This is a genomic window from Algoriphagus sp. TR-M9 (assembly GCF_027594545.1).
Lineage (GTDB): Bacteria > Bacteroidota > Bacteroidia > Cytophagales > Cyclobacteriaceae > Algoriphagus > Algoriphagus halophytocola.
Genome location: NZ_CP115160.1, coordinates 4,777,713 through 4,802,723 on the forward strand (window position 1 = coordinate 4,777,713; position 25,011 = coordinate 4,802,723).

Consider the following 25,011-nt stretch of genomic DNA (forward strand, 5'->3'; position numbering starts at 1 on the left):
CTATGTTAACAAACAGTTAATTTTTGTGAAATTTGTAAAGCAAAACTTAACGGTAAGTACCCTCAGAAGATTCGGGGTGAATTTACCTTTGCAAGGAGTATTTACAAACCAACTTATATCAAAACGTACAAATTATGAGGCAAAGTTTACTTAAAAGTTTGATGGCGCTGATTCTGCTGATTACAGTCGGAATGGGAGTGTCCCAAGCACAGGTAACCACCAGTTCGGTAGTAGGACAAGTGGTGGATTCACAGGGCGAGCCACTTCCCGGAGCAAATATTGTGGCAATGCACGAGCCTTCAGGGACTCGGTATGGAGCGGTATCCAATCTGGATGGACGCTATACTATTCCTAATATGAGAATCGGAGGGCCGTACACCGTGCAGGTGAGTTTCATTGGCTTCGAAACGGTAAATTATACCGGAATGGTTTTGAAACTGGGTGAGCCATATACCTTGAATACTACGCTTTCTGATGATAGTACTGAGTTGGGCGAAGTGGTGATCACAGGTAGTAGAACTGGGGAATTGGAATCCAATAAAACAGGTACTTCCACCAGTATTTCCAATAAGCAATTGACCGAATTGCCGCAAATCAATAGAAGTATCACCGAATTCACCAGATTGACACCTCAGGCAAACGGAACTTCCTTTGCAGGTAGAGATGCCAGATATAACAACCTTCAGGTCGATGGTGCTAATTTTAACAATGGCTTTGGCTTGAGTAGTAACCCACTTCCAGGTGGTAATTCTCAGCCGATTTCTTTGGATGCCATCGAGCAAATTTCTGTAAACATTGCTCCCTTTGACGTTACACAGTCTGGTTTTACCGGTGCAGGAATCAATGCTGTGACTAGATCAGGTACCAACACCTTTACTGGATCAGCTTATTATTTCACTAAAAACCAAGACCTACAAGGAAACAAAATCGGAGATAGTGAACTTGAAAAAGTCGATGCCGCTACCAAGAACTTTGGTTTTAGACTGGGTGGGCCAATTATTAAAAACAAATTGTTCTTCTTTGTCAATGCTGAAAGAGAAGTAAATACAGGAGCAAACGCATCTGGTGCCAACCTGTGGAGAGCTTCTACTGATGGAGTTTCAGACCCTGATAATAACATCGCCAGAACAAGTGTAGATGACCTTGAGGCAGTAAGAAATCACTTGATTAACGTTTGGGATTACGATCCAGGAAGATACCAGGGCTATGCCAATGAAGCCGAGCAGGCAAGTACAAAATTCCTAGCGAGAATAGACTGGAATATCTCAGACAAGCATAAACTTGCTGTCCGATACAATCAGGTGGTGGGTACTTCTCCACAGACTACCAATGGTACTTCCGGACCTAGACCTAGAACACCATTCCCAGCTGGACAAAGAGTAGGTCCTAACTCCATTTCATTCGAAAATGCTAATTATGGATTTGAGAATACCGTAAGGTCCTTGACTGCTGAATTGAACTCATATTTCAGCCCAAGTGTATCCAACCAGTTTATCGCTACTTATTCTAAGATCCAAGATACCCGTACCACTCCAAGTGATGTATTGTTCCCATTTGTGGATATCTGGGATGGCCAGGGTATGGTGGACGATGGAGAAGGTAATATGGTTAAGGATTTTGGCAGCATGAACTATATGAGCTTTGGTACTGAGCTTTTCTCCTTCAATAACGATGTGGTAAACGATAACTTCTCTTTTATCAATAACCTGACTTATATCAATGGACAGCATACTATTACTGCAGGAGCTGCATTTGAATTGCAGAAGTTTGGTAATTCATACGTGAGGCTAGGTACTTCTTATTACAGATATGCTTCTGTGGAGGACTTTTTGACTACAGGTACTGCCAATGAAGTAGCACCAACCATGTTTGGTCTTACTTACCCATATGAAGGGCAAGAGACTTACTCCAGAGTGAACTTCGGTTTAGCCTCGCTTTATGCACAGGATAAATATGCAGTGAATGAGAAATTGACATTGACCCTAGGCCTGAGAGCTGAATTGCCAATGTATCTCAATGACCTGACTGCAAATCCTTCCATCAATGAGATCACCCTTCTTGACAGTGATTACAATCCGAAAAATTATGATTCTGGCAGCTGGCCAAAATCTAGAGTAATGCTTTCTCCAAGATTTGGATTCAACTATGATGTAATGGGAGACAGAAGCTTGATCCTTAGAGGTGGTACGGGAGTGTTCTCTGGTCGAGTACCTTTTGTGTGGTTGACCAATATGCCTACCAATGCTGGTGTGCTTCAGAATAACGTAGAGCCTCAAAGTTATGAGCAAGTGGAAGGATGGATAGGAAACGTGACTTTCCAGCCTGAGCAATATTATTACCTGAATAACCCTCCCGCAGGAGCTGAAGATGTATTCATCAAGAGCCCGGAAGAAGGTGCCCCAAGTTCATTTGCTTTGGTAGATGATGAATTCAAAATGCCGATGGTTTGGAGATCCTCTTTGGGTGCAGACTATCAAATTGGAGACTCTCCGTTTATGTTGACGGCGGATCTACTTTATACCAGAGATATCAATGGTGTGTTCCAGTTTGGAGCAAACAGGGACATCTCTCCTGACCGCATGAACTCTAATGGTGATGACAGAGAAGTAGTACTTCCTGGAAACAGCGTTGCCTACAATCCTGTGATGGGTGCAAATAACGCCACCATTCTGACCAACACCAATGTGAAAGGCCATGCTTTCAGTTCTACTTTGGGAGTTAGTGTTTTAGAAACTGCTGGTCTATCTGGTAGCATTTTCTACACCTACTCTGCAGCGAAAGAAGTAAGCTCAAACTCTGGATCCAATGCTTCTTCAGCTTGGGGTGCTTCTCCAAATATTAATAGCCCGAATGATCAGAGATTACATATATCTGACTTTGCACTGCCTCATAGATTGGTGGCAAATATGTCTTATAGAGTAGAGTATGGAAATCACTTTGCTACTACCCTTGGCGTATATTACACTGGCGGATCTCAAGGTAGATTCTCCTATTCCTATGGAAATGATCTAAATGGAGACGGTGTCAATGCAGACCTGATCTACTTACCGGCAAACTCTGCAGAGATCAACTTTGTGGATATCGAGGATGATGGCGTGGTTCAATTCACTGCTGAGCAGCAAAGAACTGCTTTTGATCAGTACGTTGCCAATAATGATCTAGAGCAATACAGAGGAGATTACATCCCAAGAAATGGACTGGTAATGCCTTGGTTAAGTAGATTCGACATCAGAGTGCTACAGGACGTATTCACTAACATAGGTGAGCGTAGAAATACCCTACAGTTGAGCTTGGACATTGTCAACTTTGGCAACTTGCTAAACAAAGACTGGGGTATCCAGCAGACTTTGAATGGAGCGCAAAACCTTTTGGAGCGTGCAAGTGCTGTGAGTGCAGATCCTAATTTCCAGATGACCACCGTTTCTGGACAGTTGCCAACTTCACCATTTAGAAATGTAACCAGCTACTCTACCACCTGGAGCATGCAGTTTGGATTAAGATATATTTTCTAATAGATCAATCTGATAATTTACTAAAGCGCCTCATTACCGGGGCGCTTTTTTTGTTTTATTCTAGGCTTATGTGCATTTTTAACGATATAAAATTTTATGATTATGAAGAAAAGCTTACTGTTTTGTATCCTTGTTTTAGCTAGTGTTTCTCAGACTTTCGCTCAGGTGGACTCCCTTTTGTTGAGTAATGGTAATTTGATCGTAGGGGAAATCAAATCTATGGATCAAGGAGTGTTGACTATGGAAACGGACTATAGTGACTCTGATTTTAAAATCACCTGGGGTGAAATCCGTGCTATCGCCTCTCAAACCAACTTCCTGATTACACTTAGTTCAGGGAGGAGATTCAACGGGAAGCTGAACTCCGTGGATTCTGCAAATATTCGGATTGACTATTATGACCCGGTCAGGGTCTTGAAACTGAAAAAGGAAGAAATAGCAGAGAAAGAGACAGACCTAACCGAGATCGTACCAATCGCCACGGTGGTTTATCTGAATGCCGTGGATGAAGGATTTTGGAGTAGATTATCCGCTAATTTTGATATAGGCTGGAGCTTGACCAAAGCTAACAACTTGCAGCAATTCAACATCCGAAGTGGACTGGGCTATCTGGCAGACCGCTGGAAAGCATCCGCAAACCTGAATTCCATACGCTCTACCCAGGACGAGGTGGACGATATCAAGCGTACGGATGGTAATGCGAGTTTCAATTACTTCCTGCCAAAAGATTGGTTTTTGCTCTATAATCTCACTTACCTCTCCAATACAGAACAGCTGATCAGAAGCCGGGTAGGTAATCAGATAGGTTTGGGTAAGTATGTCATTCATACCAATAAAACGTACTTCGGTTTTCAGACCGGTATCAACTTAAACACGGAATCTTACTTTGATGATACGCCTTCACGTAATTCCGGTGAAGCATTGATAGGGACCCAGTTAAACCTGTATGACATTGGTGACCTTAACCTATTGACCACATTGACGGCTTACCCTTCCTTGACAGAAAGCGGACGATTCAGGACGGATTTTAGCTTGGATGTGAAGTATGATTTCCTCGATGATTTCTACATCAAAGTGGGAACTACGATGAACTATGACAATCAGCCGATTGAAGGAGCAACCAAGCTGGATTACGTTTTCCAGACTACTGTAGGCTGGGAGTTATAACTTCAATTTAATCTAAAAATTAAAAAGCCTCGGGATCTAGTTGAGACCGGGGCTTTGGTGTTTCTTAGGTATCCTACATTTCCTCCATTGATAGGGAAGATTTGCCATCAGTATGTTTTCTTTATTTTTTCTTGGCAGACTAAGTTAATTTTGATTTGGAGAACAAATAAACTGGACAAACGGTTGAGTGATAATGTTGTATTATAAAAAGTATGAACTGGGCCAAGAGAAAGACTGGGTGGTGTTTGTGCATGGTGCAGGAGGCTCATCTGCCGTTTGGTTTAAGCAGCTGAGAGACTTCAAAGAGCAGTATAATCTTTTACTGATAGACCTGAGAGGACATGGCAAATCATCAGATTTTCCAATCAGTATGACTAACAAGGACTATACTTTTGAGGCTGTCACCAGAGATATTATTGAGGTGTTGGATTATGAAAGCATAGGGTCAGCCCACTTTGCCGGTGTTTCCTTAGGTACCATTATAGTTCGGCAGCTGGCCGAGCTGCAGCCGGATAGAGTTCGGTCTCTGATCATGGCCGGTGCGGTGACCAGATTGACTACTCAGTCCAGGGTTTTGGTGTTTCTAGGCAATACCTTTAAGCGAGTGATACCATACATGTGGCTTTACAGCTTGTTTGCCTTTGTCATTATGCCGAGAAAGCATCATTCCGAATCCAGAAATTTGTTTATCCGGGAAGCCAAAAAGCTTTGCCAAAAGGAATTTATACGCTGGTTTAAACTAACCAAGGATATTAATCCCCTACTCAGATACTTTAAGGAATCCGACTTGGGAATACCTACCTTGTATGTGATGGGAGATCAGGATGTGATGTTTTTGGAGCCGGTAAAAAGAATCATAGAAGTACATAAAAACTCAGTATTAACAATATTAAAGAAATGTGGACATGTGGTGAATGTGGAGCAGCCTCTGGAGTTTAACCGACATTCACTAGCCTTTCTACAAAGCCAATCCCTATAGCTCTTACTTTTCTATATGAACAAGCAAACCAAGACCATATTGATTATCGCGGTGATTCTGGTAGCAGCATTTGCCTTTATTTACCCAAGATTGGATACCAGAAAATCCAATGAGTCTGGCGTAGTGGCCAATGGAGCTGGTCCAGGTACTCCTGCCGCCATTCCTGTCAAAGTGGTGAAGCTACAGCGCGAAACCTTGAGAAACCAGCTCTCCATTACCGGAACTATTCTGCCCAATGAATCCGTGGATCTTCGCTCGGAGATTTCAGGATTAGTCACCAAAATCGCCTTCAAAGAAGGGGAGTATGTCACTAAAGGAACCCCACTGGTGTACCTGAATGATGACGAACTTCAGGCTCAATACCAGCGATTAGAGTACACGCAGAAGCTTTTCGAATCTCAAGAAAACAGGCAAAAGCAACTATTGGCCCGAGAGGCTATCAGCCAGGAGGAGTACGATATCATTTTGAATGAATACAATACCACACTTTCGGACCTGAAGCTGGTGGAGGCTCAGCTATCGAAGACGGTAATCCGAGCTCCTTTCAACGGGATTTTGGGTTTGCGTCAGATCAGTGAAGGTTCGGTGATCGGCACCAGCGATGTGATTGCCAATTTTGTGAATATTGATCCGATCAAGATAGAATTTTCCATTCCGGAACGCTATGCCAATCAGGTGACGGTAGGTTCTCCCATTTTCTTTACCAATGAATCCTCTCCCGAGGAAGTGGAGGGAACGGTTTATGCTTTTGAGCCACAGATTGATGCTGCCACCAGAACGCTGAAACTGCGGGCTCAAAGCCCAAATAAAGGCGGAAAGTTCCTGCCGGGCATGTTTGTAAGAATCCGCTTTGTACTGGAGGTAACAGAAGATGCACTGATGGTGCCATCTGAGTCTGTCATTCCAGAGTTGCAAGGATATAAGGTTTTTGTAGTTGGTGCTGATAGCAAAGCCATGGAGCGCACCGTGGAAATCGGCACTCGTACAGATACGCACGTACAGATCACCTCTGGTCTGGAAGTCGGAGATCTGGTTCTCACCACTGGTGTGTTACAAGCAAGTACAGGTACTCCTGTAGAGTTCACCCAAATCAACTAAAATGGCGAGTTTATCGAATGTAAGTATCAACCGACCGGTATTGGCTATCGTGATGTCTTTGGTCATCATGCTATTCGGTGCCATAGGGATATCGCTTTTGGGAATCAGAGAATTTCCCAGCGTGGACCCTCCGGTGATCAATGTAAGAACTACCTATGTCGGTGCCAACGCTGATGTAATAGAAGCCCAGATCACCGAACCTCTCGAGGAGGCGATTAACGGTATTCAGGGGATTAAATCCCTGACATCAACCAGTAATGACGGAAGTAGTAGCATCACCGTGGAGTTTGACGTGGGAGCAGATCTGGAGGCAGCTGCCAATGACGTAAGGGACAAAGTATCCGGTGCTCAGCGAAACCTTCCCCCTGATGCTGAACCTCCGGTGGTGTCCAAAGCCGATGCTGACTCAGAACCCATCGTCTTCCTGAATGTAAAAAGTGATGAACGAAGCCTCTTGGATCTCTCAGATATTGCAGAGAATATTTTTAAAGAGAGGCTGCAAACTATACCCGGAGTAAGCCGGGTACAGATTTGGGGAGAAAAAGAATACTCCATCCGACTGCGGATGGACCCTCTGAAAATGGCATCCTATGGGGTGACCCCGCTAGATGTACTATCCAAAGTGCAGAGTGAGAATGTAGAATTGCCCTCAGGTAAAATTGAAGGGGAGACCATTGAGCTATCCGTCCGTACCAAGAGTAGATTGAGTACACCTCAGGAGTTCAATGACCTCATTATCAAAGAAGATCAAAATAATATTGTCCGCTTCCAGGATGTGGGCACAGCAGAGTTGGCAGCGCTCAATGAGCGAAGTATCCTGAAAAGGGATGGCGTGCCCATGGTCGGAGTGGTGTTGGTGCCGCTACCAGGCTCTAACAGTATTGAGATTGCAGATGAATTCTACAGACGATTGGAGTTTATCGAGAAGGACCTTCCCGAAGATGTAGGATTGGAAATCGGCTTTGACAAGACCAGTTACATCCGAAGTTCCATCTCTGAAGTGCAAGAAACCATCATCACGGCCTTCGTTTTGGTGGTGGCGATTATCTTTCTCTTTTTGAGGGACTGGCGAACTACTTTCATACCGGTACTGACTATTCCTATTTCTTTGATTGGGGTATTCTTTGTCATGTATTTAATGGGCTTTTCCATTAATGTGCTCACTCTGCTGGGGATTGTACTATCGATTGGTCTAGTCGTCGATGATGCCATCGTGGTTCTAGAAAATATTTATTCCCGTATTGAAAAAGGAGAAAATCCCCAAGAAGCCGCTGCAAAAGGAGCTGAAGAGATATTTTTTGCTGTAATCGCTACTACGGTAGCTTTGGCAGCGGTATTTCTTCCTGTGATTTTCTTGACTGGTACCACCGGTCGTTTGTTCCGGGAATTTGGGATAGTAGTAGCAGGGGCAGTGATTATATCTTCCTTCGTGGCCTTGACCATGACTCCTATGCTTAGCTCTAAATTTCTGAAGAAAAGAGAAAAGCATAACCGCTTTTATAATTTCACCGAGCCGGGGTTTGTATGGATCAATAACAAGTATGACCGTGCACTTTCTTGGTTTATGCAGTTTCGTTGGGTAGCCTTTGCCCTGGTGGCAATTATGGGCTTTGGCATCTACTGGTTGTTCAACACCATTCCTACCGAGCTGGCGCCTACAGAGGATAGAGGAGAGATTGTAATCCGGATGAGTGGACCAGAGGGAGCTACATTTAGCTACATGGACCGTGTAATTGACCAGATGGTAGAAGATTTCAAGACTGAGTATACCAAAGATGAGGTGAAAGGGATGGTATCAGTGACCTCTCCTGGGTTTGGTTCCTCAAGCACCAATTCCGGTTTTATGAGATTTATACTGACCGACGCCGAAAAACGAGAGAAGTCCCAGGGCGAGTATTTCAATGAGATCAATCAAAAGCTCAAGAAATACACAGGAGTGAAAGCCTTTGCTTCACAGGCTCAGTCTATTGGTAACAGCCGTGGGGGCCTACCTGTACAGTATGTATTGCAAGCGCCAACTTTGGATAAGCTGAAGGAGGTAATCCCTACCTTCATGGCTGAGGTAGGCAAAAGCCCCGTGTTTATTTTTTCCGATATCAACCTGAAATTCACTAAGCCAGAACTGGAAATTGAGATTGACCGTGAAAAAGCACGAAATATCGGTGTTTCTATTCAGGAGATAGCCAGGACTTTACAGCTATCCTATTCAGGGCAGCGTTTTGCCTATTTCATCAGAAACGGAAAGCAATACCAGGTGGTGGGTGAAATGCGACTGGAAGACCGTAATGAGCCGGTGAATTTGAGGATGCTTTATGTACGCGCTGAAAACGGCTCTCTGGTTCAGTTGGATAATTTGGTAACGGTGACAGAGAAGAGTACCCCTCCTCAGCTATACAGATTTAATCGATTTGTGGCAGGAACTGTGTCAGCCAACCTGGCCGAAGGATATACCATAGGCGATGGCCTGGAAGAAATGGACCGGATCGCTGCAGAAGTATTGGATGAATCCTTCACCACAGATGTTTCTGGACCATCCAAGGAATTCCGTGAAAGCTCCAATAGCTTACTATTCGCATTTTTGTTTGCTTTGGTATTGATTTATCTCGTGCTTTCTGCACAGTTTGAGAGCTTCTTGGATCCGCTTACCATTATGTTTACCGTGCCGCTGGCATTATTTGGAGCATTGTTTACGCTGTGGTTATTTGGATTTACCCTGAATATATTCAGTCAGATCGGCATTATTATGCTCATAGGACTGGTGACCAAAAACGGCATCCTAATCGTGGAATTTGCTAATCAGAGAAAAGCCACAGGTATGTCTATCCATGAGGCCATTTATGGTGCAGCTGTGGCTAGATTCAGACCTATTTTGATGACAAGTTTATCCACTATCCTAGGTATACTCCCTATAGCATTGGGACTTGGGGCCGGTGCAGAAAGCAGGGTGCCAATGGGAGCGGCAGTAATTGGAGGATTGGCTTTTGCCACGATATTGACATTATTTGTGATCCCTGCTATTTATACTTATCTCACTTCCAAAGAAGGAAGATTAGCTAGAATTTAATGAAGAAAATTAGCCTACTGCTCTTTTTGAGTGTTTTTGGAACAAGTATTTATGCCCAAAGTAATGAAGCTCTGGATCTGGAAAAGGCCATTACCATAGGTCTTGAGAAAAATCTGGATATCAAAATCGCTGTGGAAACAGTGGAGATTCAAGAGGGGAATGAGCGGATCGGATCTGGCGATTACCTGATGCCTCTAGTAGATGCAACGTATACCAGATCCTTCAGTAACGAAGATGTGGAACAGGTATTCGCCACAGATCCTGACCCGAGGACCATTGACAATGCAAAGTCAAACTCCAAAAATTTCAGTGTGGTAGGCATCTATGGTTTCCGTCCGGAGAGTTTTATCGTCTTAAAACGACTTGGGGTATTGACTGAAATCTTCGAACTAGATGCCAAAATAGCAGTGGAAAACACCGTGGCTAATATTTCCTCCGCATATTATAGATTGGTGTTAGAGCTACAGCGTCACAAAGTACTGCAGCGTACCTTGGAATTGAGCCAGGCTAGGCTGGATATTGCCGAGGCACAGTACTCTCTAGGTGGGGCCGGCAAAAGAGATTTCCTAACTGCTGAGGTAGACTACAACTCAGATCTAAGCTTGCTGCTGGGGCAAGAGCAGGTCATCCAAAATGCCCGGGTGAACCTCAATGAACTGATGGCTTTAAATCCAGAAGTTCGGTTCAATGTCAATGATACGATCACCGTAGGAGAACCGCTGTTTTTGGAAAATCTCATTGAGAATGCCCTGCTGGAAAACAAGAACTTCCTCATCACCCAAAGGCAGGAAAATGTAGCGTTCCTGGAGCTGAAAGAACTGCGCGCGAGCAGACTTCCGACGATCAACCTAAACGCCACTTATGCTACCAATACTTCCAATTCTGACGCAGGTATACTTACCCAAAACCAACGCTCGGGTTTTAACTATGGTGGAAATATAGCCCTGAATGTGTTCAACGGATTTACCTTGAACCGAAGAATTCAAAATGCCCGGGTACAGCAGAAAATCCAGACTTTGGCAGTAGACCAATATGAAATACAGTTGCGCTCAGATATCCACAGAGCCTTCAATACCTACAAGACCAATCGTGATCTTCTGGCAGTAGAAGAGAAGAACTATCAAGTGGCCAAAGAGAGCTCGGAGATTGCGTTGGAAAGGTTTAGACTAGGAATTGCTTCTTACCTGGAATTTCGGGATGCACAGGTGAATTTGCTTACGGCAGAAAACAGATTGCTCACCTCACTTTTTAACATAAAAGAGCAGGAAATCGAATTGAGAAGGCTCTCAGGAAAGATTTTCTTCGACAATAGCTTTGAAGAACTGGACTTGCCATCCGAAGATTAAATACAAAACGAAGGTATATTAGATGCCTTCGTTTTTTTATTCTCTTTTTTAGCCGAATTCTTGTTTTTTCTTTTGGCATAGCATTTGCCAACTGGGCAGATGTGAAACATCCTGGGCTATCGCTGCCCTAGTGAATGAAAAAAGTATTTATTCTATTCTCTACCATAGTTACCCTGCTGCTCTTCGGTGTGCAATGCACCTTCTTGGAGAATTATAAGAGTAAGAAGGAAAAGGAAGAGCCATACATACTTGACCTCAATGGGATTCAAAACCGGGGCTTTATCCGCGCTGCCGTGGACAATAACTCTACCGGTTACTACATCTACAGAGGCAGGCGCATGGGTTATGAGTTTGAACTGCTTCGTGACCTGGCCAAGCGACTGGATGTTCAGCTACATCTGGTTTTGGTTTCAGATATTGAAAAAGCCTTCGATTACCTGGCCTCTGGACAAGTGGATGTGATTGCCTTCAACTTGGAAGAAAGTGAGGAGCGCAAAGAAAAAGCTGCCTTCTCAATTCCTTTGGGCAAAATGAACACTGTTTTGGTGGGGAACAAAAACACGCCTAAAATCCAAGCCTGGGAAGATCTGGGTACCGATACCATATATGTGCGAGAGGGAGCAATCTACAAATCCCAATTGTGTGCCATGAAGGACTCCCTGCAGCTGGATTATACGATTTTCCCCACTCCAGACCATGAAGAAACCTTAATTGACCGCGTGGCTGATGGAGAGATCAAATGGACTATCGCAGATCAAAATATCGCTCAGGCTAATGCTACCTATTATGGTGACCTCAATATTTCCTGGAAAGTAGAACGCGACGGAGAAGTTTCTTGGGTAGTCCGGAAGAATTCCACCAAACTGCTTTCAGCATTGAATAATTGGCTGGAAGATAAGCAGAAGCGTTTTATCCCGGATCTATACGCTAAATATTTCCTGAATTCCAAAAACAGCTATTTCCGCAATACCAGCCCTTTTTCTTCCTTGGCAGGCAATCAGATCTCCGTTTACGATGATATCATCAAAGGTGGTGCTGCCCAACTTGGCTGGGACTGGAGGTTACTGGCTTCCCTGGTGTACAAGGAGTCCCGATTTGACACGGTGGCCACTTCTTATGCTGGCGCAAAAGGGCTGCTGCAACTGATGCCTGTGACCTTGGAGCGTTTTGGTGTGACCAACCCCAATGATCCCCAGCAATCCCTGATGGGAGGGGTGCGATACCTCCGGTATTTAGACAAGTTTTGGCTAGGCAGGGTACCTGAAACCAGCGAAAGAATCAAGTTTATCCTGGCTTCTTACAATATTGGTCATGGACACGTGGAAGATGCCTGGAAGCTGGCATTGAAATTTGGGGAAAATACCCAGAGCTGGGAATCTGTCTCCAAATATCTGGAGCTCAAATCCGACCCTAGCTACTACACCGATCCCATCGTGAAAAGCGGCTATGCCAAAGGACACTTAGCAGTGAACTATGTAGAGGATGTAATGAGTGTCTTCGATTCTTACAAAGCACTGGTGGAGCCCTAAGCGCCCTCGTGCAGTTCAAATACAGCCTCAACTTCTACAGGGATATTGTCTGGTAAAGAGCCCATACCCACAGCAGATCGTACGCCTATCCCGTATTCCTCACCCCAGACTGAAGCAAACAGTTCGCTACAGCCATTGATAATGTAGGGATGCCGCTCAAAGCTTTCAATGCAATTGACCATTCCCAACACTTTGATCACCCGCTTTACGCGGTTGAGTGAGCCTAGGTTTGACTGAATAGTGGCGAGCATGGCCAGCCCTACCTGTCGGGCGGCAAGTTTTCCTTCTTCCATATCCAGATCTACTCCTATCCTGCCCATGATTAAGCTGCCGTCTTCCTTAACCGTACCATGACCGGAGAGGTAAAGGTATTTGCCATCGATCAGACAGGGCTTGTAAACCCCTAAAGGTTTTGGGGCAGGAGGAAGGACTAGGCCAAGTTTGGAAAAATTACTTTCTGGAGTTTCCATAGTATAGTGCTTTTAGGATCAGCTTTGCTGCGCAAAGTCATTGGCTGGCTAAATTTAGCCAAGTCTACTTTATTTAATGGTTAGAGCGGTAATTATTTCAGGCTTTTAGGGATCTGCCATTCATGCTACCAAAACAAAAAAGAATTCGGATTTTCTCAGTATCTGGTCTTCTTCTGCCTCCCGTCTTATGTCCCTTCTAAAATAGGGGAAAGCCTCACTGGCTATATTTCGGATAATGACATTATTTAAATAAATACATCCAGGATCAGTACTCCGATCAGTCCACAAACCGCTACTATGGTTTCCATCAAAGACCAGGATTTAATGGTGTCCTTTATGCTTACATTGAAGAATTCCTTGTACATCCAGAATCCGGCGTCGTTGAAATGTGAAAACATCAAACTTCCAGCTCCTATAGATAGCACCAGCAAGTTGGGATCTACGTTCATAGTAGTGACCAGCGGTGCGATAATACCAGCAGTAGTAAGTCCGGCCACCGTGGCAGACCCCACACATACCCGGATCACCGCAGTGATGGTCCAAGCTAGGATTAGGGGATGGATTTCCCAGGATTGAAGGCCTTCGGCGATTTCCTGGCTGACTCCGGTATCTGTGAAAATCTGTTTCAAAGCCCCTGCACCGGCCACGATTAGGAGAATCATAGCAATATCCTTGGTTGCGACCGTGTATATATCCATGATTTGCTTCATGTTAAAATCCCGCTTGATTCCCAGCGTAAAGGTGGCGATCAACACAGAAATCAACATGACTATGCCCGGATCTGCCACAAAGGCAATCAACTTTGAGCTGCTGCTGGCTCCTTCCGCATTTAGGTTCAAAGCAGTGGTGCCCACCAGCAATACCACCGGGAGCAAGGCAGTGAAAAAGCTATTAAGCGTACTTGGAAGTTCAGATTCAGGTTTGATATCTGCCTGGAAAGTCTTCAGCGGACTAGCCTGCATGTTTTTCAGGGTTTTGGCAAAAATCGGCCCAGCAACAATGATGGTAGGGATAGCGATCGCAAATCCATAAAATAGTGTCAGTCCCATATTGGCTTCAAACTGTGCCACTAGTGCTGCTGGAGATGGGTGAGGAGGCAGAAAGCCATGGGTCACCGAGAGTGCTGCCAAAAGGGGAATACCCACATACACTGCAGAGATTTTATACTGGTAGGCTACCGTAAAAGCCAGCGGCACCAGCAGCACAAAACCCACATTGTAAAACAGTGGAATGCCCACTACCAGACCCGTAAAGGACATGGCCCAGGTGATGTGTTTTTCACCAAAAGTTTTCATCAATACACCCGCGATTTTCTGGGCGGCACCACTTTCTGCCACCAGCTTACCCAGCATGGCTCCCGTGACTATCACGATTACTAGGTCGCCTAGGAGTACACCCATGCCCCGCTGTACTGAGCCTGCAATCTGATCCGCAGGCAAGCCTAATAAAAATCCTGCAGCAATGGATGCCAGGAGAAAAGCTAAAAAAGGATTGAGCTTGGCCCAGACGATCAGCAATACCAGGATCGCAATACTGAGCAGTACAAGAAGAATGGTCATAGGAAGAGATTGGGTTTAGCGGGCTAAGATAGAAAAATTGGGGAAAAGTGGCTTAGGCCAGTTATGAATCTTCTATTTCTTAATCCAGCGAACTTTTAGCGTAGTATCCTCGCCAACGAAAGTACATAAATACAAGCCAGCTTGTAAGGACTCCAGTTCACTGCTCAATAGGAAGGGCTCATAGCTGAAAGAGCGCAGCAAATTGCCTTGGGCAGTGTGAACCAAAACCTTGGAATTTGTGGGGTTGAACTGGTCTGGAAACCAAACAGTGATCTTTCCTGAGCGGTGCGGATTGGGAGAAATATATGCTTGTTCGATTTTTTTAAATGTTGGGTTTTTAAGGCGAGCTACCGGGCTCCATGACCAATTTCCTGTCTCGTCTATGAGCTTGATGATGTAGTAATTTTCTGTATTAAGCAAATAATCATAGTCCAGAAAGGAATAGTATCCTACTTGCTCTGAGTCTTCATTTGTAGAAAGCTCGGCTATTTTGGTGCGGAAGCCAATAGGGTCTGAAGAACGGTATATTTCAAATTTGTCATGGGCATTATGCTGAGCCACCGACCATTTGACGAGTCCGGCATTCCCAAGCCTTTCGGCCTGCACAGATAGCCATGTCGCAGGTAAAATACTGAGTGTGCGGAAACTTCCTACAGTGAAGTTTTTACCTGGAAGATCATCGAAAGTAAGTTCTCGTATTGCCCATAGGTTAGTTTCATCTGAACTTTCTTTGTGACTTCCTGGAGCTGCATATCCCGTACACACCAATCTAAGATCTTCTGGCTCATCCACAATTAGCTTGTCTGCTGAAATCCTTAACTCCAATGGATTCGAACTTGAGTTTAATCCTGAGAAATTAAAGTAAGAGTAAAGCCGATAAAGGATTGGGGTATTATCTGTATCAACAAAACCGGCATTATAATCAGCTCCCCGGTATTCCGTATAGTCCACAGTCAGGTTTCCTCCTGAGTGAGTACCCAGCAACTGGACCTTTCGCACGCCTCCTTGATACCTGTCACCAAAAGGGAAGGTGCCATTATCGGAGTTAAAGGTGCTGGGCGGATTTGCATAAGTGAAACTAGCTAGGTTCTCCCATGAACCGCCTTGATAATCCAAAAGCCCTGAACTTGAAGAATTAATAGTTAGAGAATTATCAAGGAAATTCAGTCTTCCATTTTGCATGCTTAGGCTTCCCTGCACACTTACATCCTGCTCAAAACGGACTTCCCCATCGCTCTTATTTATAGTCAGATCCAGAGGACTAAAAGCAAATCCTGAAATTTCCTGGTCAACATCACCTTCAAAAGTGATGTGGGAGGTGTTGCTTAAAAACTCTCCAGTACCTGTTTGAGTCATGTCCCCGGTGATAGTAAGGGTAGGAGGAAGTTGCACATTTCTATTTCCCTCTATTTCAAGATCATGAAATGAAGTGATAGCACCGGCATCAGCAAAAGTAGGTGCAGGCAGGGATTTGGTAGTGGCACCTCCTCTGAAGATCACCTTTCCGTCCATCTGAAAATTGGCTGCTTCGATTTTAGGATTCGTACCTTCCAAAATCAGGGTTCCTCCTGATTGCAGATCGAAAAGATTGGCGCTGACAGAGGCTGATCGGAAAATGATATCTTCATTGCAATCTGTGAGTAGGGTGCCTCCATCTTCAATTACAAAATTTCCAAATACTCCAGCTGGATAATAACTGGTTTCGGTATTAAAGGATAAAGTAGGACAGAAATTTGGTAAAACAGTGGTGTCTAATTTTTGATAAACAATACCAGACCGAATCGTGAATCGCACTGCTTTAATTGGTTCCTCTATCGTAAAAATATTTCCGGGATCGGCTTCAAAAATAACCGAGTACCTACTTTGAGTGGAAAATCCACTCCATGAATTTAGGGGGATAATAACCCGAGTTGAGCCCTTAAAAGTAAGGGAGCTTGAGCTGGAATTACCAATCCAATTCTGGCTATTCCAAGTTCCAGAAGGCGTGCCAGGAGCAGCCCCGTCAAATGCCTGAAGGCTTCCATAAATATCCAGATTGTATCCGTTTAAGTTCAGTTTTTGACCAGCGCTGGTTTGTGCATTTATAAATACACTCTTAGCTTCTTCATCACCTGTTAAAGTCAATCTGTGCCCTACATCTATATAGATGTCATTAACATGGGTTGGCTTGCTAGATGCGGCTTGCCAGGTCACACCATCAAAGACATTCCAGGTCGAAGGATTATTGTAATTTCCATTACCCACCGTTTTGTAGGCATTTATTTCTTGGGGGTACATCACCCTTGGCAAAAGACCGTAAAATGCAACTGCCAAGAATATGCTGTATATTCGGCATCGAAAAAAAGCCTCCCTTTGGGCTAAAATTTCGTCCCAACAAACCATTTTAAAAATAATTGTAAAAAATCCACTATTAAGATAGTAAAATGATGTTTAAAAAAGTAATGTTTAGTCTGATTTTTTTACTGACCCTCAGTACTTTAAGTTTGGTTCAGGCCCAAGACCTACGCATTTCTTTATTGACCTGTGACCCCGGGGAAGAGCTGTATTCTGCCTTTGGGCATAGTGCCATTCGGGTACTGGATAGGCAGTCTGGAAGAGATATGGTTTTTAACTATGGCACCTTCAACTTTGACACTCCTAATTTCTATGGAAAATTTGCTACCGGTAGACTGGACTACATCCTTGCGGTATCCACTTTTGACCGCTTTTTGGCTGAATACCAGTACCATCAGCGTAGTGTGCGTGAGCAGGTGCTGGACCTGAATGAGGATCAGAAAATCCAGCTGGTTCGATTTCTTGAGAATAATTACAAACCTGAAAACCGAGCCTATCGCTATGATTTTTTCTATGACAACTGTGCGACCAGAATACGGGATGCTATGGAGAAGGTTTTGGGTGAGCAACTGATCTGGAAGGATGAGGCGCAGGTACCGGTAGAGAAGACCTTCAGGGACCTGATAGATGAACAGGTTTTCTATATGCCCTGGGCGGATTTGGGGATAGATCTTGCGCTGGGATCAAGACTGGAAAGTGACGCCTCACCTCGGGAGGAGCAGTTTCTTCCCAAATATATGGAGCAGGCATTTGCCCGGGCAGAGATCGAGGGAGATGGGCCTACCCGGCCGCTGGTAAGTGAAAGTAAAGCGATTTTGGACTTTGCTCCCAAAGTAAACTCCATGCCTACAGTGAATCCCTATTGGATTTTCTGGGTGATTTTCATTGCTTTTGCCGTGCTGACTTTTGTGGGTTTCCGGAAGAAAAAGCTCTTTTTGGGGATAGATATCACGTTTTTCAGTCTCTTGGGGATTGTAGGCTTGGTTATGGCTTTTCTTTGGTTTGGCTCAGAAATCCGATCCACCAAGTGGAACTGGAATTTACTCTGGGCATTTCCGGGGCACTTGGTTTTGGCCATAGCTCTCTTGAAAAAGCAAATCAGGTCTTGGGTGACCAAGTATCTTTTGGCAGCACTGATCATGGCAGATGCAGCAGTGGTTTTTTGGATTATGGGCTGGCAGTCTTTTCATCCCAGCTTGATTCCTTTGCTGTTGATATTGATCTTGAGAACGAACTATCTCTATTACAATTTGCCTAAATTCAGACAGGTTCTGCCATAGTTTATTATACCACGATGGAATGAGCCCCTGAGCATACTGGTCTTGCTGTTGACCGTCCAGACTGTTCTCACTCAGGCCCTATGGAAACTTCCTGATGTAGATGTTCTTTTTGTCCTGCTTCTCCAGAAGCTGGAACTGACAAAATTGGTTTAAGAATGTTTTTTTCTCTTTATAAAACTTTTGCATAGCCCTCGCGTGTTGGGTATTTTCGAAGCTAGCCCATGGATTTCAAACTTACCTCAGAATATCAACCCACCGGAGATCAGCCCAAAGCCATAGAACAACTGGCAGCAGGTGTGAATAACGGTGATGACGCGCAGGTTTTGCTAGGAGTGACCGGCTCTGGCAAAACTTTTACCGTAGCCAATCTGATCCAGCAGGTTCAAAAACCCACTTTGGTGCTCAGCCATAACAAAACCCTGGCAGCACAACTTTACGGGGAATTCAAGCAGTTTTTTCCGGAAAATGCGGTCGAATATTTCATCTCATACTATGATTATTACCAACCCGAAGCCTTTATCCCGAGTTCGGGTACTTATATAGAAAAGGACCTTTCCATCAATGAGGAAATTGAGAAATTACGGCTAAGTGCCACCTCAGCCTTGCTGACCGGTCGCAGGGATGTGATTGTGGTGGCTTCGGTTTCCTGTATTTATGGTATTGGGAACCCCGAGGAATTCAGTAAAAATGTTATCCGACTGCAGGAAGGGGACAGAATTCCCAGAAATCAACTCCTGTTCAAACTAGTCGATATACTTTATAGTCGAACCAATCAGGATTTGACGCATGGGACTTTTCGGGTGAAGGGGGATACGGTGGATATTTTTGTAGCCTACGCGGATTGGGGTTACAGAATCTTCTTTTGGGGAGACGAGATTGAGGCCATACAGCGGATAGATCCGCAAACGGGCAAAAAATTGAATGACGAAAAGATAATTTCCATTTTCCCGGCAAATTTGTTTGTGACGGGAAAGGATACTTTGCAAACAGCTATTCACGAGATCCAGCACGATATGGTGGATCAGGTTAATTTCTTCGAAAAGGAAGGCAAATTCATGGAGGCAAAGCGCCTGCAGGAGCGAACCGAATTTGATTTGGAAATGATCCGGGAGTTGGGCTATTGCTCGGGTGTGGAGAATTATTCCCGGTATTTTGATAGAAGGGCCCCTGGAGCTAGACCTTTCTGCTTGTTGGATTATTTTCCTGAAGATTACCTACTGGTGATAGACGAGAGCCATGTGACCGTACCGCAAGTACGTGCCATGTGGGGTGGAGACCGCTCCAGAAAGGTGAACTTGGTGGATTTTGGGTTCCGGCTCCCATCTGCCTTGGACAACAGGCCTTTGAAATTCGAGGAGTTTCAGGAACTTACAAATCAGGTTATCTATGTTTCTGCCACGCCAGCGGACTATGAATTGTCTTTGACTGAAGGAGTAGTGGTGGAGCAGATCATTCGACCTACCGGCCTACTGGACCCTACTATAGAAGTGCGTCCTAGCCAAAACCAGATCGATGATCTGCTGGAGGAAATCGACCAGACTGTCAAGTCGGGTGCCAGGGTCTTAGTGACAACGCTGACTAAGCGAATGGCGGAAGAGTTACAGAAGTTTTTGGAAAGGGCAGGTGTGAAATCCAGGTACATTCACTCTGAGGTGAAGACTTTGGACCGAGTGGAGATTTTGCGTGAACTTCGTCTGGGGATCTTTGATGTGCTGGTCGGAGTGAACCTGCTGCGTGAAGGGCTTGATTTGCCGGAGGTGTCCTTAGTGGCAATATTGGATGCGGATAAGGAAGGCTTTTTGAGAAATGAGCGGAGTTTGGTACAGACCATAGGGCGTGCAGCCCGTAATTCCGAGGGACGAGTGATCATGTATGCGGATAAAATCACCGAATCCATGCAGGCGGCCATAGATGAGACCAAACGTAGAAGAGCGCTTCAGCTTGCATATAACGAAGAGCATGGCATCACGCCGACTACTGTGGTAAAATCTCATGATAAGATCATGGGTCAAACAAAAGTGGCGGATTCTAAAAAGAATGCCAAAGTCTATGCTGAGCCTATGCCGGGCGAGGCAAGCATGGCGGCAGATCCTGTGGTGCAATATCTGAGCAAGGACAAACTGGAGAAGCTGATCCAGCAGACCCAAAAACAAATGGAGAAAGCTGCAAAGGAGCTTAATTTTATGGAAGCTGCCAGGCTGAGGGACGAATGGCAGAGTTTGAAATCAAGGCTGGAGCAACTGAACCAAGGAGTGGGGAAGTAAGCTTTCACTCCAAAATACACTAAATATGACGCTGCAAGAGGTGAAGTTTCTCGCTTCTCAGGGCGAGGGGCTAAAGATAGAATTTAAGAAGAAGGTGGCATTTCCGGAAAAGATCGTCCGGGAAGTGATAGCCTTTGCCAATACTGCTGGCGGCACGCTACTGATAGGGGTAGATGATGATGGTACGGTGAGCGGACAGCGATACATAGAGGAGGAGATTTATGTGATGGAAAAAGCTATTCAGGAGTTGATATTTCCGGTTTTGGAATATGAAATGAGTTCGATCAAACTGAATGAGAAAAAAGGAGTAGCGGTTTTTAAAATCCCTTTCAGTGAAAACAGACCCCATTTTTTAAAGGAAAACAATAAAAAGCAAAGCTATATCCGTGTGGCGGACCGCAGTGTGCAGGCGAGTAGGGAGATTTGGGAGATTCTGCGACGGGAGAAAAATCCAAAGGATATCATTTTTAAATATGGCAAAAAGGAAGAGATCTTGATGAAGTTGCTCGGTGAGCAGGGCAGAGTTACCATGAAGGAATATGCCAAAGCTGGTAAGTTGCCTTATTTTCTGGCCTCTAAAACCTTGGTAAGGCTGGTATTGGCAAATGTGCTGAAAATCCATCCTCAGGAATCAGAGGACTATTTTACATTGAAAGAAGACTGATGCCGGTCATTTCTTCGAAACCTATATTCCGCGCTATTCGGGATTTGCAATCCCGAATCCCATTCGTAGGATTTTCAATCCGGCTTTGAAGAGGTATTTTTATAGCTCACAGGCAATTTCTTTAAATTAAGATTAAAACTCTTTTTAGTATGCCATCTGAATTCAGAATCAAAGATCAAGGAGCTGTACATTTTGTGACTTTCACCGTACACCATTGGGTTGATGTTTTTACCCGTAATGTATATCGTGAGGAATTGATCAGCAATCTTAAGTACTGTCAACAAAATAAAGGTTTGGAAATTTATTCATGGGTAATCATGTCGAACCATTTACACCTAATCCTTAGAGCAAAAAATGAAGATCTGAGTGATATTATCCGTGACTTCAAGAAATTCATTTCCAAAAGGATAATTAAGTTGATTGTTGACAACCCACAAGAAAGCAGGAAACACTGGTTGTTGAGTCTTTTGACAGTGGGAGATAGGATTTGGTTTTGGGAAGAGGGGTATCATGGGGAGGAGATATATTCCAAGGAATTCTTTGACACCAAGGTCAATTATATACATATGAACCCAGTTCGTGCAGGTTGGGTAGAAAGAGAAGAAGACTACCTTTGGAGTAGTGCTGCGGGATATTTTGGGGTTAAAAAAGGAATGCTTGAGTTGGCAGACTTTGGGTGATTGGGTATGGATTACAAATCCAACGGCACAGCCTCGGGATTGCAAATCCCGAGGAGCAGGATTACACTGAAGGAAGGCCGATGCCGGTCATTTCTTCGAAACCTATATTTCCCTGAAGTCCCCCGGAGTGAATAGCCAAAATTTTAGACCCTTTGGGGAAATGATTTTTATTGATCAGGTCAAATAGTCCAAACATCATCTTTCCGGTGTATACAGGGTCTAGAGGAATCTTAAAAACCTCCCAAAACCATCGGATTAACTCGACCAGTTCGGGTTTCCATTTCGCGTATCCCCCAAAATGGTATGGTGTAATGATCTCATAACTGCCCTTACTTGTCAATTGATACTTTTCAATTAGCTCAGCGATTTCCCTATGGATAAATTCCCCTTTCAGTGCGGAAAACCCCAGTAGTTTTTGATGGTTATCTAGAGTAGAAAATAAGCCGGAAAAGGTTCCTCCCGTGCCGATCGAGGTCGTGATATGCGTAAAATCCGAGTCTTTATGTCTTAGTATTTCTTGGGTTCCTTTGATCGCCTGTTCGTTTGTTCCGCCTTCGGGGATCAGGAAGAAATCACCGAATTTTTCGGATAATCCCGCTAGAAATCCAAGTTCTGTTTTATTTCTATAGGAGCTTCGGTCTATAAACTCCAACTGCATGCCGGCTTCCTCAGCACTGCGTAGGGTGTAATTTAATGGCTCCGTTCTTTCTCCGCGTATGATTCCGATCGCTTCCAGATTTTCTGCTTGGGCGGCTTTCGCAGTGGCATAGATGTGATTTGAAAAAGCCCCTCCAAAGGTCATAATCTTAGTTTTTCCTGCTGTTTTGGCTTTTTCCAGATTGTGTTTGAGTTTGAAAAACTTGTTTCCGGAAACCTCCGGATGGACTAAATCCAAGCGTTTAATTGCCAATTCTATTCCCTTTTCTTCCAAAATAGGGTGAGTCAGAAATTGGTTTTCAGTCTGGGAATAGGTAAGCATGGACTGGCTTTGTTGGGAAAGTGACAAAGTTAAAGGTGGTGAAATTATTTTATTGCTAGAATATGAAAACTGATATTTATAGAATAAGAGCCAATAGCATGTATTATATAAAAGTTTTTTTAATCACATTGATATCGACGGGATGGCTTACTGATCCTGTCTGTACTGAATGCCCGCAGGAACTTGGTAAAATGATCCAGCAAATGCTTGATCACAAGCAGTATGACAATCACAAGGCCAGTGGTAGGGACTATTATATTCTTCAAAATAAATTTGTGAAGGAGGATCCTTGTATCAAGTTTGGGGATAAAATGCTACAGTTGACTGAAGTAGACACAGGCGCTGTTTTTGAAGTCACCTTAGCTAGCTTTGATACGCTGAAAAAAGAGTCTGTAATAGAAATATTTCTGGAAAATGACAATTTAGGAGCCACGGGAGAGTTTAAATGTCAGAATGGAGAATATAGGCTTGTGAAGATTAGCTACGTAATGATTTGATCCGCTATTCGTGATTTTCAATCCCGAATTCTTTTCGTAGGATTTCCAATCAGTATTCAACACTTTAGCACGTTTCTATATGAGAGCACTGCTATTTACTGCAAAGCAAGGGAGTATTTTAATTGCACTCCTTAGTCATGCACTACTACGGTGATTGATCCTTGTACTGGAGGTGGAGGACCTTCCAGCTATAGTTATACTACATCTGACAAGAACGGCTTTAAATACCCGCCAAATTCAGGCTACGAAGATCTGTATCCTAAACTGACCGAATACCTGAAAAATAAAATGCCTCTCTTAAAAACCAATTATGCGATAACTGCTGCGATCATGAATATTACTGGTCTCACTTTAACTGAAATTCAAGAGGATCTAGAATGGGGAGATGGGCCTACAATTATTGTTCATCAGTTAGGAACAGATCAAAATGGATACGAAATACTTGGACAATTTGATGCTTCTCACCCAAATAATTTGTTCATCGATATTGATCTAGTCAACGATATGGAGAATTCGGTTCCTGGGACAATGGATGCAAATGGGCTGGCATTTCTGATGGGAGTTTCTATTCTTCATGAATATGTGCATTTTGGGGATTATGTGGATGGGAATACCTATCCTGGTGAAGAAGGCGTTATTTTCGAGCAGACAGTTTATGGTCAGACTGTATGGAGACATAACGCAAAAACAATTTTAACCGGAAATTAATACGCCATGAAATCGATTTTAATAACAGCTATTCTACTGACACAGTTAAACTTAAAACCAAACTGTGTTGTGGAGGATATGATGGAACAATTGCTTATGATGAAATACATAAGGCCTCATAGAGAATCTGACACAGAATATTACCTTTTTAAAAATGAGTATTCGGAGAATTGTAGCCATGTGAAATTTGGTAAGAAGACACTTGTGTTAAGCTCGAAGGAAGAGGGAAATGTCTTCAAAATTTTGAAACTGGATTCTCTTGGAACTAGAGCGCACATAGAGGTTTTACTTGAAAATGAAAATATGGTTCTGAAAGGAAAATATGATAAAATTAAAGGAAAATGGAAACTGGAAAATTCCACGTTCATCGTTTATTGATAATACTTAAGTAGTTAAAATTTCCCATGTAATCTTCGTAGCAAAAGAATAACCAAAACTTAATTCATTACTGTATGAAGGTAAAACACAGTACATATTCTAACTAAGAAGCAATATGGGCTTGAAAGTACTCGCTATCGTTGTTCTAGTTTTGATAAATCTAAATTTTGGAGAAAAATGCCAAGTTAAAAATATGATGGATCAAATCTTGGCGGAGGAATTATTTGACCTTCATAGAGATTCAGTTGACAAGTATTTTCTTTATCAAAACGAATATTCTCGAGGTTGTGATAGCATTACATTTGGAAATAAAATTCTGAAGCTTACATATGACACAACGGGTAGAGTTTTTATAATCAGGGATATTCAATATGATTCATTGAAATACAAAGCTGAAATGAAAATATTTTTGCCAAGTGATAATATGCTTATAACCGGGGACTTTACCTCTGTAGAGAACAAATGGAAACTTGAAAATTTAACCTATATCGAAAATTGAATTG

The 25,011-nt window shown here is 43.6% G+C and carries 19 protein-coding genes; 15 read left to right on the top strand and 4 right to left on the bottom strand.

Going from position 1 to position 25,011, the window contains the following annotated elements; all coding sequences use genetic code 11:
• Positions 1–134: 134 nt before the first annotated feature.
• From PBT90_RS20230 to PBT90_RS20260, 7 genes are all read left to right on the top strand, one after another.
• Positions 135–3,512, top strand: coding sequence for a TonB-dependent receptor (locus PBT90_RS20230; RefSeq protein ID WP_264808309.1), 3,378 nt, complete (start codon positions 135–137; stop codon positions 3,510–3,512).
• A gap of 102 nt (positions 3,513–3,614) precedes the next feature.
• Positions 3,615–4,679, top strand: coding sequence for a DUF481 domain-containing protein (locus PBT90_RS20235; protein WP_264808310.1), 1,065 nt, complete (start codon positions 3,615–3,617; stop codon positions 4,677–4,679).
• 193 nt (positions 4,680–4,872) lie between these two features.
• Positions 4,873–5,658: an alpha/beta fold hydrolase gene (locus PBT90_RS20240; protein WP_264808311.1), complete on the top strand. Its 786-nt coding sequence runs from the start codon at positions 4,873–4,875 to the stop codon at positions 5,656–5,658.
• 15 nt (positions 5,659–5,673) lie between these two features.
• On the top strand, positions 5,674–6,756 hold the full coding sequence (locus PBT90_RS20245) for an efflux RND transporter periplasmic adaptor subunit (protein WP_270130951.1): 1,083 nt from the start codon (positions 5,674–5,676) through the stop codon (positions 6,754–6,756).
• A 1-nt stretch (position 6,757) separates the two neighbouring features.
• Positions 6,758–9,820, top strand: coding sequence for an efflux RND transporter permease subunit (locus PBT90_RS20250; RefSeq protein ID WP_264808313.1), 3,063 nt, complete (start codon positions 6,758–6,760; stop codon positions 9,818–9,820).
• Entirely contained in the window at positions 9,820–11,166 is a 1,347-nt protein-coding gene (locus PBT90_RS20255) for a TolC family protein (protein WP_270130953.1), read from the top strand. The genes PBT90_RS20250 and PBT90_RS20255 overlap by 1 nt, the downstream gene beginning before the upstream one ends.
• A 134-nt stretch (positions 11,167–11,300) precedes the next feature.
• Complete coding sequence (locus PBT90_RS20260; RefSeq protein ID WP_264808315.1) at positions 11,301–12,695, top strand: MltF family protein; 1,395 nt, start codon at positions 11,301–11,303, stop codon at positions 12,693–12,695.
• On the opposite strand, the gene PBT90_RS20265 is transcribed toward PBT90_RS20260, so the two are convergent.
• The 3 genes from PBT90_RS20265 to PBT90_RS20275 all read right to left on the bottom strand — a co-directional run bounded on the left by PBT90_RS20265 (position 12,692) and on the right by PBT90_RS20275 (position 17,037).
• Complete coding sequence (locus PBT90_RS20265; protein ID WP_264808316.1) at positions 12,692–13,165, bottom strand: RidA family protein; 474 nt, start codon at positions 13,163–13,165, stop codon at positions 12,692–12,694. The two genes, PBT90_RS20260 and PBT90_RS20265, sit on opposite strands and share 4 nt — an antisense overlap.
• A 245-nt stretch (positions 13,166–13,410) precedes the next feature.
• A complete protein-coding gene (locus PBT90_RS20270; protein ID WP_270130956.1) occupies positions 13,411–14,724 on the bottom strand; it encodes a gluconate:H+ symporter in 1,314 nt (437 codons plus the stop codon).
• A gap of 72 nt (positions 14,725–14,796) precedes the next feature.
• Complete coding sequence (locus PBT90_RS20275) at positions 14,797–17,037, bottom strand: T9SS type A sorting domain-containing protein (RefSeq protein ID WP_270130958.1); 2,241 nt, start codon at positions 17,035–17,037, stop codon at positions 14,797–14,799.
• A gap of 128 nt (positions 17,038–17,165) precedes the next feature.
• Between PBT90_RS20275 and PBT90_RS20280 the strand changes: the two genes are divergently transcribed.
• The 4 genes from PBT90_RS20280 (at position 17,166) to PBT90_RS20295 (ending at position 21,946) form a co-directional block, all read left to right on the top strand.
• Positions 17,166–18,338, top strand: coding sequence for an Lnb N-terminal periplasmic domain-containing protein (locus PBT90_RS20280; RefSeq protein ID WP_270130961.1), 1,173 nt, complete (start codon positions 17,166–17,168; stop codon positions 18,336–18,338).
• Between the two features lie 221 nt (positions 18,339–18,559).
• A complete protein-coding gene (uvrB, locus tag PBT90_RS20285) occupies positions 18,560–20,602 on the top strand; it encodes an excinuclease ABC subunit UvrB (RefSeq protein WP_264808320.1) in 2,043 nt (680 codons plus the stop codon).
• A 25-nt stretch (positions 20,603–20,627) separates the two neighbouring features.
• Positions 20,628–21,266: an AlbA family DNA-binding domain-containing protein gene (locus PBT90_RS20290; protein ID WP_270130963.1), complete on the top strand. Its 639-nt coding sequence runs from the start codon at positions 20,628–20,630 to the stop codon at positions 21,264–21,266.
• A 149-nt stretch (positions 21,267–21,415) separates the two neighbouring features.
• Positions 21,416–21,946, top strand: coding sequence for an REP-associated tyrosine transposase (locus PBT90_RS20295; RefSeq protein WP_270130965.1), 531 nt, complete (start codon positions 21,416–21,418; stop codon positions 21,944–21,946).
• Between the two features lie 61 nt (positions 21,947–22,007).
• Here the strand turns inward: PBT90_RS20295 and PBT90_RS20300 are convergent, their stop codons facing one another.
• Positions 22,008–22,925: a 1-aminocyclopropane-1-carboxylate deaminase/D-cysteine desulfhydrase gene (locus PBT90_RS20300; RefSeq protein ID WP_270130967.1), complete on the bottom strand. Its 918-nt coding sequence runs from the start codon at positions 22,923–22,925 to the stop codon at positions 22,008–22,010.
• A 62-nt stretch (positions 22,926–22,987) separates the two neighbouring features.
• On the opposite strand from PBT90_RS20300, the gene PBT90_RS20305 reads away from it, so the two are divergent.
• The 4 genes from PBT90_RS20305 (at position 22,988) to PBT90_RS20320 (ending at position 25,007) form a co-directional block, all read left to right on the top strand.
• Positions 22,988–23,422 carry a hypothetical protein gene (locus tag PBT90_RS20305; protein ID WP_270130969.1) on the top strand — a complete coding sequence of 145 codons (435 nt, stop codon included), beginning with the start codon at positions 22,988–22,990 and terminating at the stop codon, positions 23,420–23,422.
• A gap of 150 nt (positions 23,423–23,572) precedes the next feature.
• Positions 23,573–24,130 (top strand): hypothetical protein, encoded by a 558-nt coding sequence (locus tag PBT90_RS20310; RefSeq protein WP_270130971.1) that lies wholly within the window; start codon positions 23,573–23,575, stop codon positions 24,128–24,130.
• A 6-nt stretch (positions 24,131–24,136) separates the two neighbouring features.
• Positions 24,137–24,508 carry a hypothetical protein gene (locus PBT90_RS20315; RefSeq protein WP_264808324.1) on the top strand — a complete coding sequence of 124 codons (372 nt, stop codon included), beginning with the start codon at positions 24,137–24,139 and terminating at the stop codon, positions 24,506–24,508.
• A 115-nt stretch (positions 24,509–24,623) separates the two neighbouring features.
• Entirely contained in the window at positions 24,624–25,007 is a 384-nt protein-coding gene (locus PBT90_RS20320; RefSeq protein ID WP_264808325.1) for a hypothetical protein, read from the top strand.
• The last annotated feature ends 4 nt before the right edge of the window (positions 25,008–25,011 follow it).

What these genes read in the sequence shown, in the direction of transcription:
- PBT90_RS20305 (WP_270130969.1), top strand. Translation starts at nt 22,988, where the DNA reads ATGAAAACTGATATTTATAGAATAAGAGCCAATAGCATGTATTATATA.
- PBT90_RS20270 (WP_270130956.1), bottom strand. Translation starts at nt 14,724, where the DNA reads ATGACCATTCTTCTTGTACTGCTCAGTATTGCGATCCTGGTATTGCTG.
- PBT90_RS20265 (WP_264808316.1), bottom strand. Translation starts at nt 13,165, where the DNA reads ATGGAAACTCCAGAAAGTAATTTTTCCAAACTTGGCCTAGTCCTTCCT.
- PBT90_RS20320 (WP_264808325.1), top strand. Translation starts at nt 24,624, where the DNA reads ATGGGCTTGAAAGTACTCGCTATCGTTGTTCTAGTTTTGATAAATCTA.
- PBT90_RS20230 (WP_264808309.1), top strand. Translation starts at nt 135, where the DNA reads ATGAGGCAAAGTTTACTTAAAAGTTTGATGGCGCTGATTCTGCTGATT.
- PBT90_RS20300 (WP_270130967.1), bottom strand. Translation starts at nt 22,925, where the DNA reads ATGCTTACCTATTCCCAGACTGAAAACCAATTTCTGACTCACCCTATT.
- PBT90_RS20295 (WP_270130965.1), top strand. Translation starts at nt 21,416, where the DNA reads ATGCCATCTGAATTCAGAATCAAAGATCAAGGAGCTGTACATTTTGTG.
- PBT90_RS20245 (WP_270130951.1), top strand. Translation starts at nt 5,674, where the DNA reads ATGAACAAGCAAACCAAGACCATATTGATTATCGCGGTGATTCTGGTA.
- PBT90_RS20315 (WP_264808324.1), top strand. Translation starts at nt 24,137, where the DNA reads ATGAAATCGATTTTAATAACAGCTATTCTACTGACACAGTTAAACTTA.
- PBT90_RS20250 (WP_264808313.1), top strand. Translation starts at nt 6,758, where the DNA reads ATGGCGAGTTTATCGAATGTAAGTATCAACCGACCGGTATTGGCTATC.
- PBT90_RS20280 (WP_270130961.1), top strand. Translation starts at nt 17,166, where the DNA reads ATGTTTAGTCTGATTTTTTTACTGACCCTCAGTACTTTAAGTTTGGTT.
- PBT90_RS20260 (WP_264808315.1), top strand. Translation starts at nt 11,301, where the DNA reads ATGAAAAAAGTATTTATTCTATTCTCTACCATAGTTACCCTGCTGCTC.
- PBT90_RS20255 (WP_270130953.1), top strand. Translation starts at nt 9,820, where the DNA reads ATGAAGAAAATTAGCCTACTGCTCTTTTTGAGTGTTTTTGGAACAAGT.
- PBT90_RS20235 (WP_264808310.1), top strand. Translation starts at nt 3,615, where the DNA reads ATGAAGAAAAGCTTACTGTTTTGTATCCTTGTTTTAGCTAGTGTTTCT.
- PBT90_RS20240 (WP_264808311.1), top strand. Translation starts at nt 4,873, where the DNA reads ATGTTGTATTATAAAAAGTATGAACTGGGCCAAGAGAAAGACTGGGTG.
- uvrB (WP_264808320.1), top strand. Translation starts at nt 18,560, where the DNA reads ATGGATTTCAAACTTACCTCAGAATATCAACCCACCGGAGATCAGCCC.
- PBT90_RS20290 (WP_270130963.1), top strand. Translation starts at nt 20,628, where the DNA reads ATGACGCTGCAAGAGGTGAAGTTTCTCGCTTCTCAGGGCGAGGGGCTA.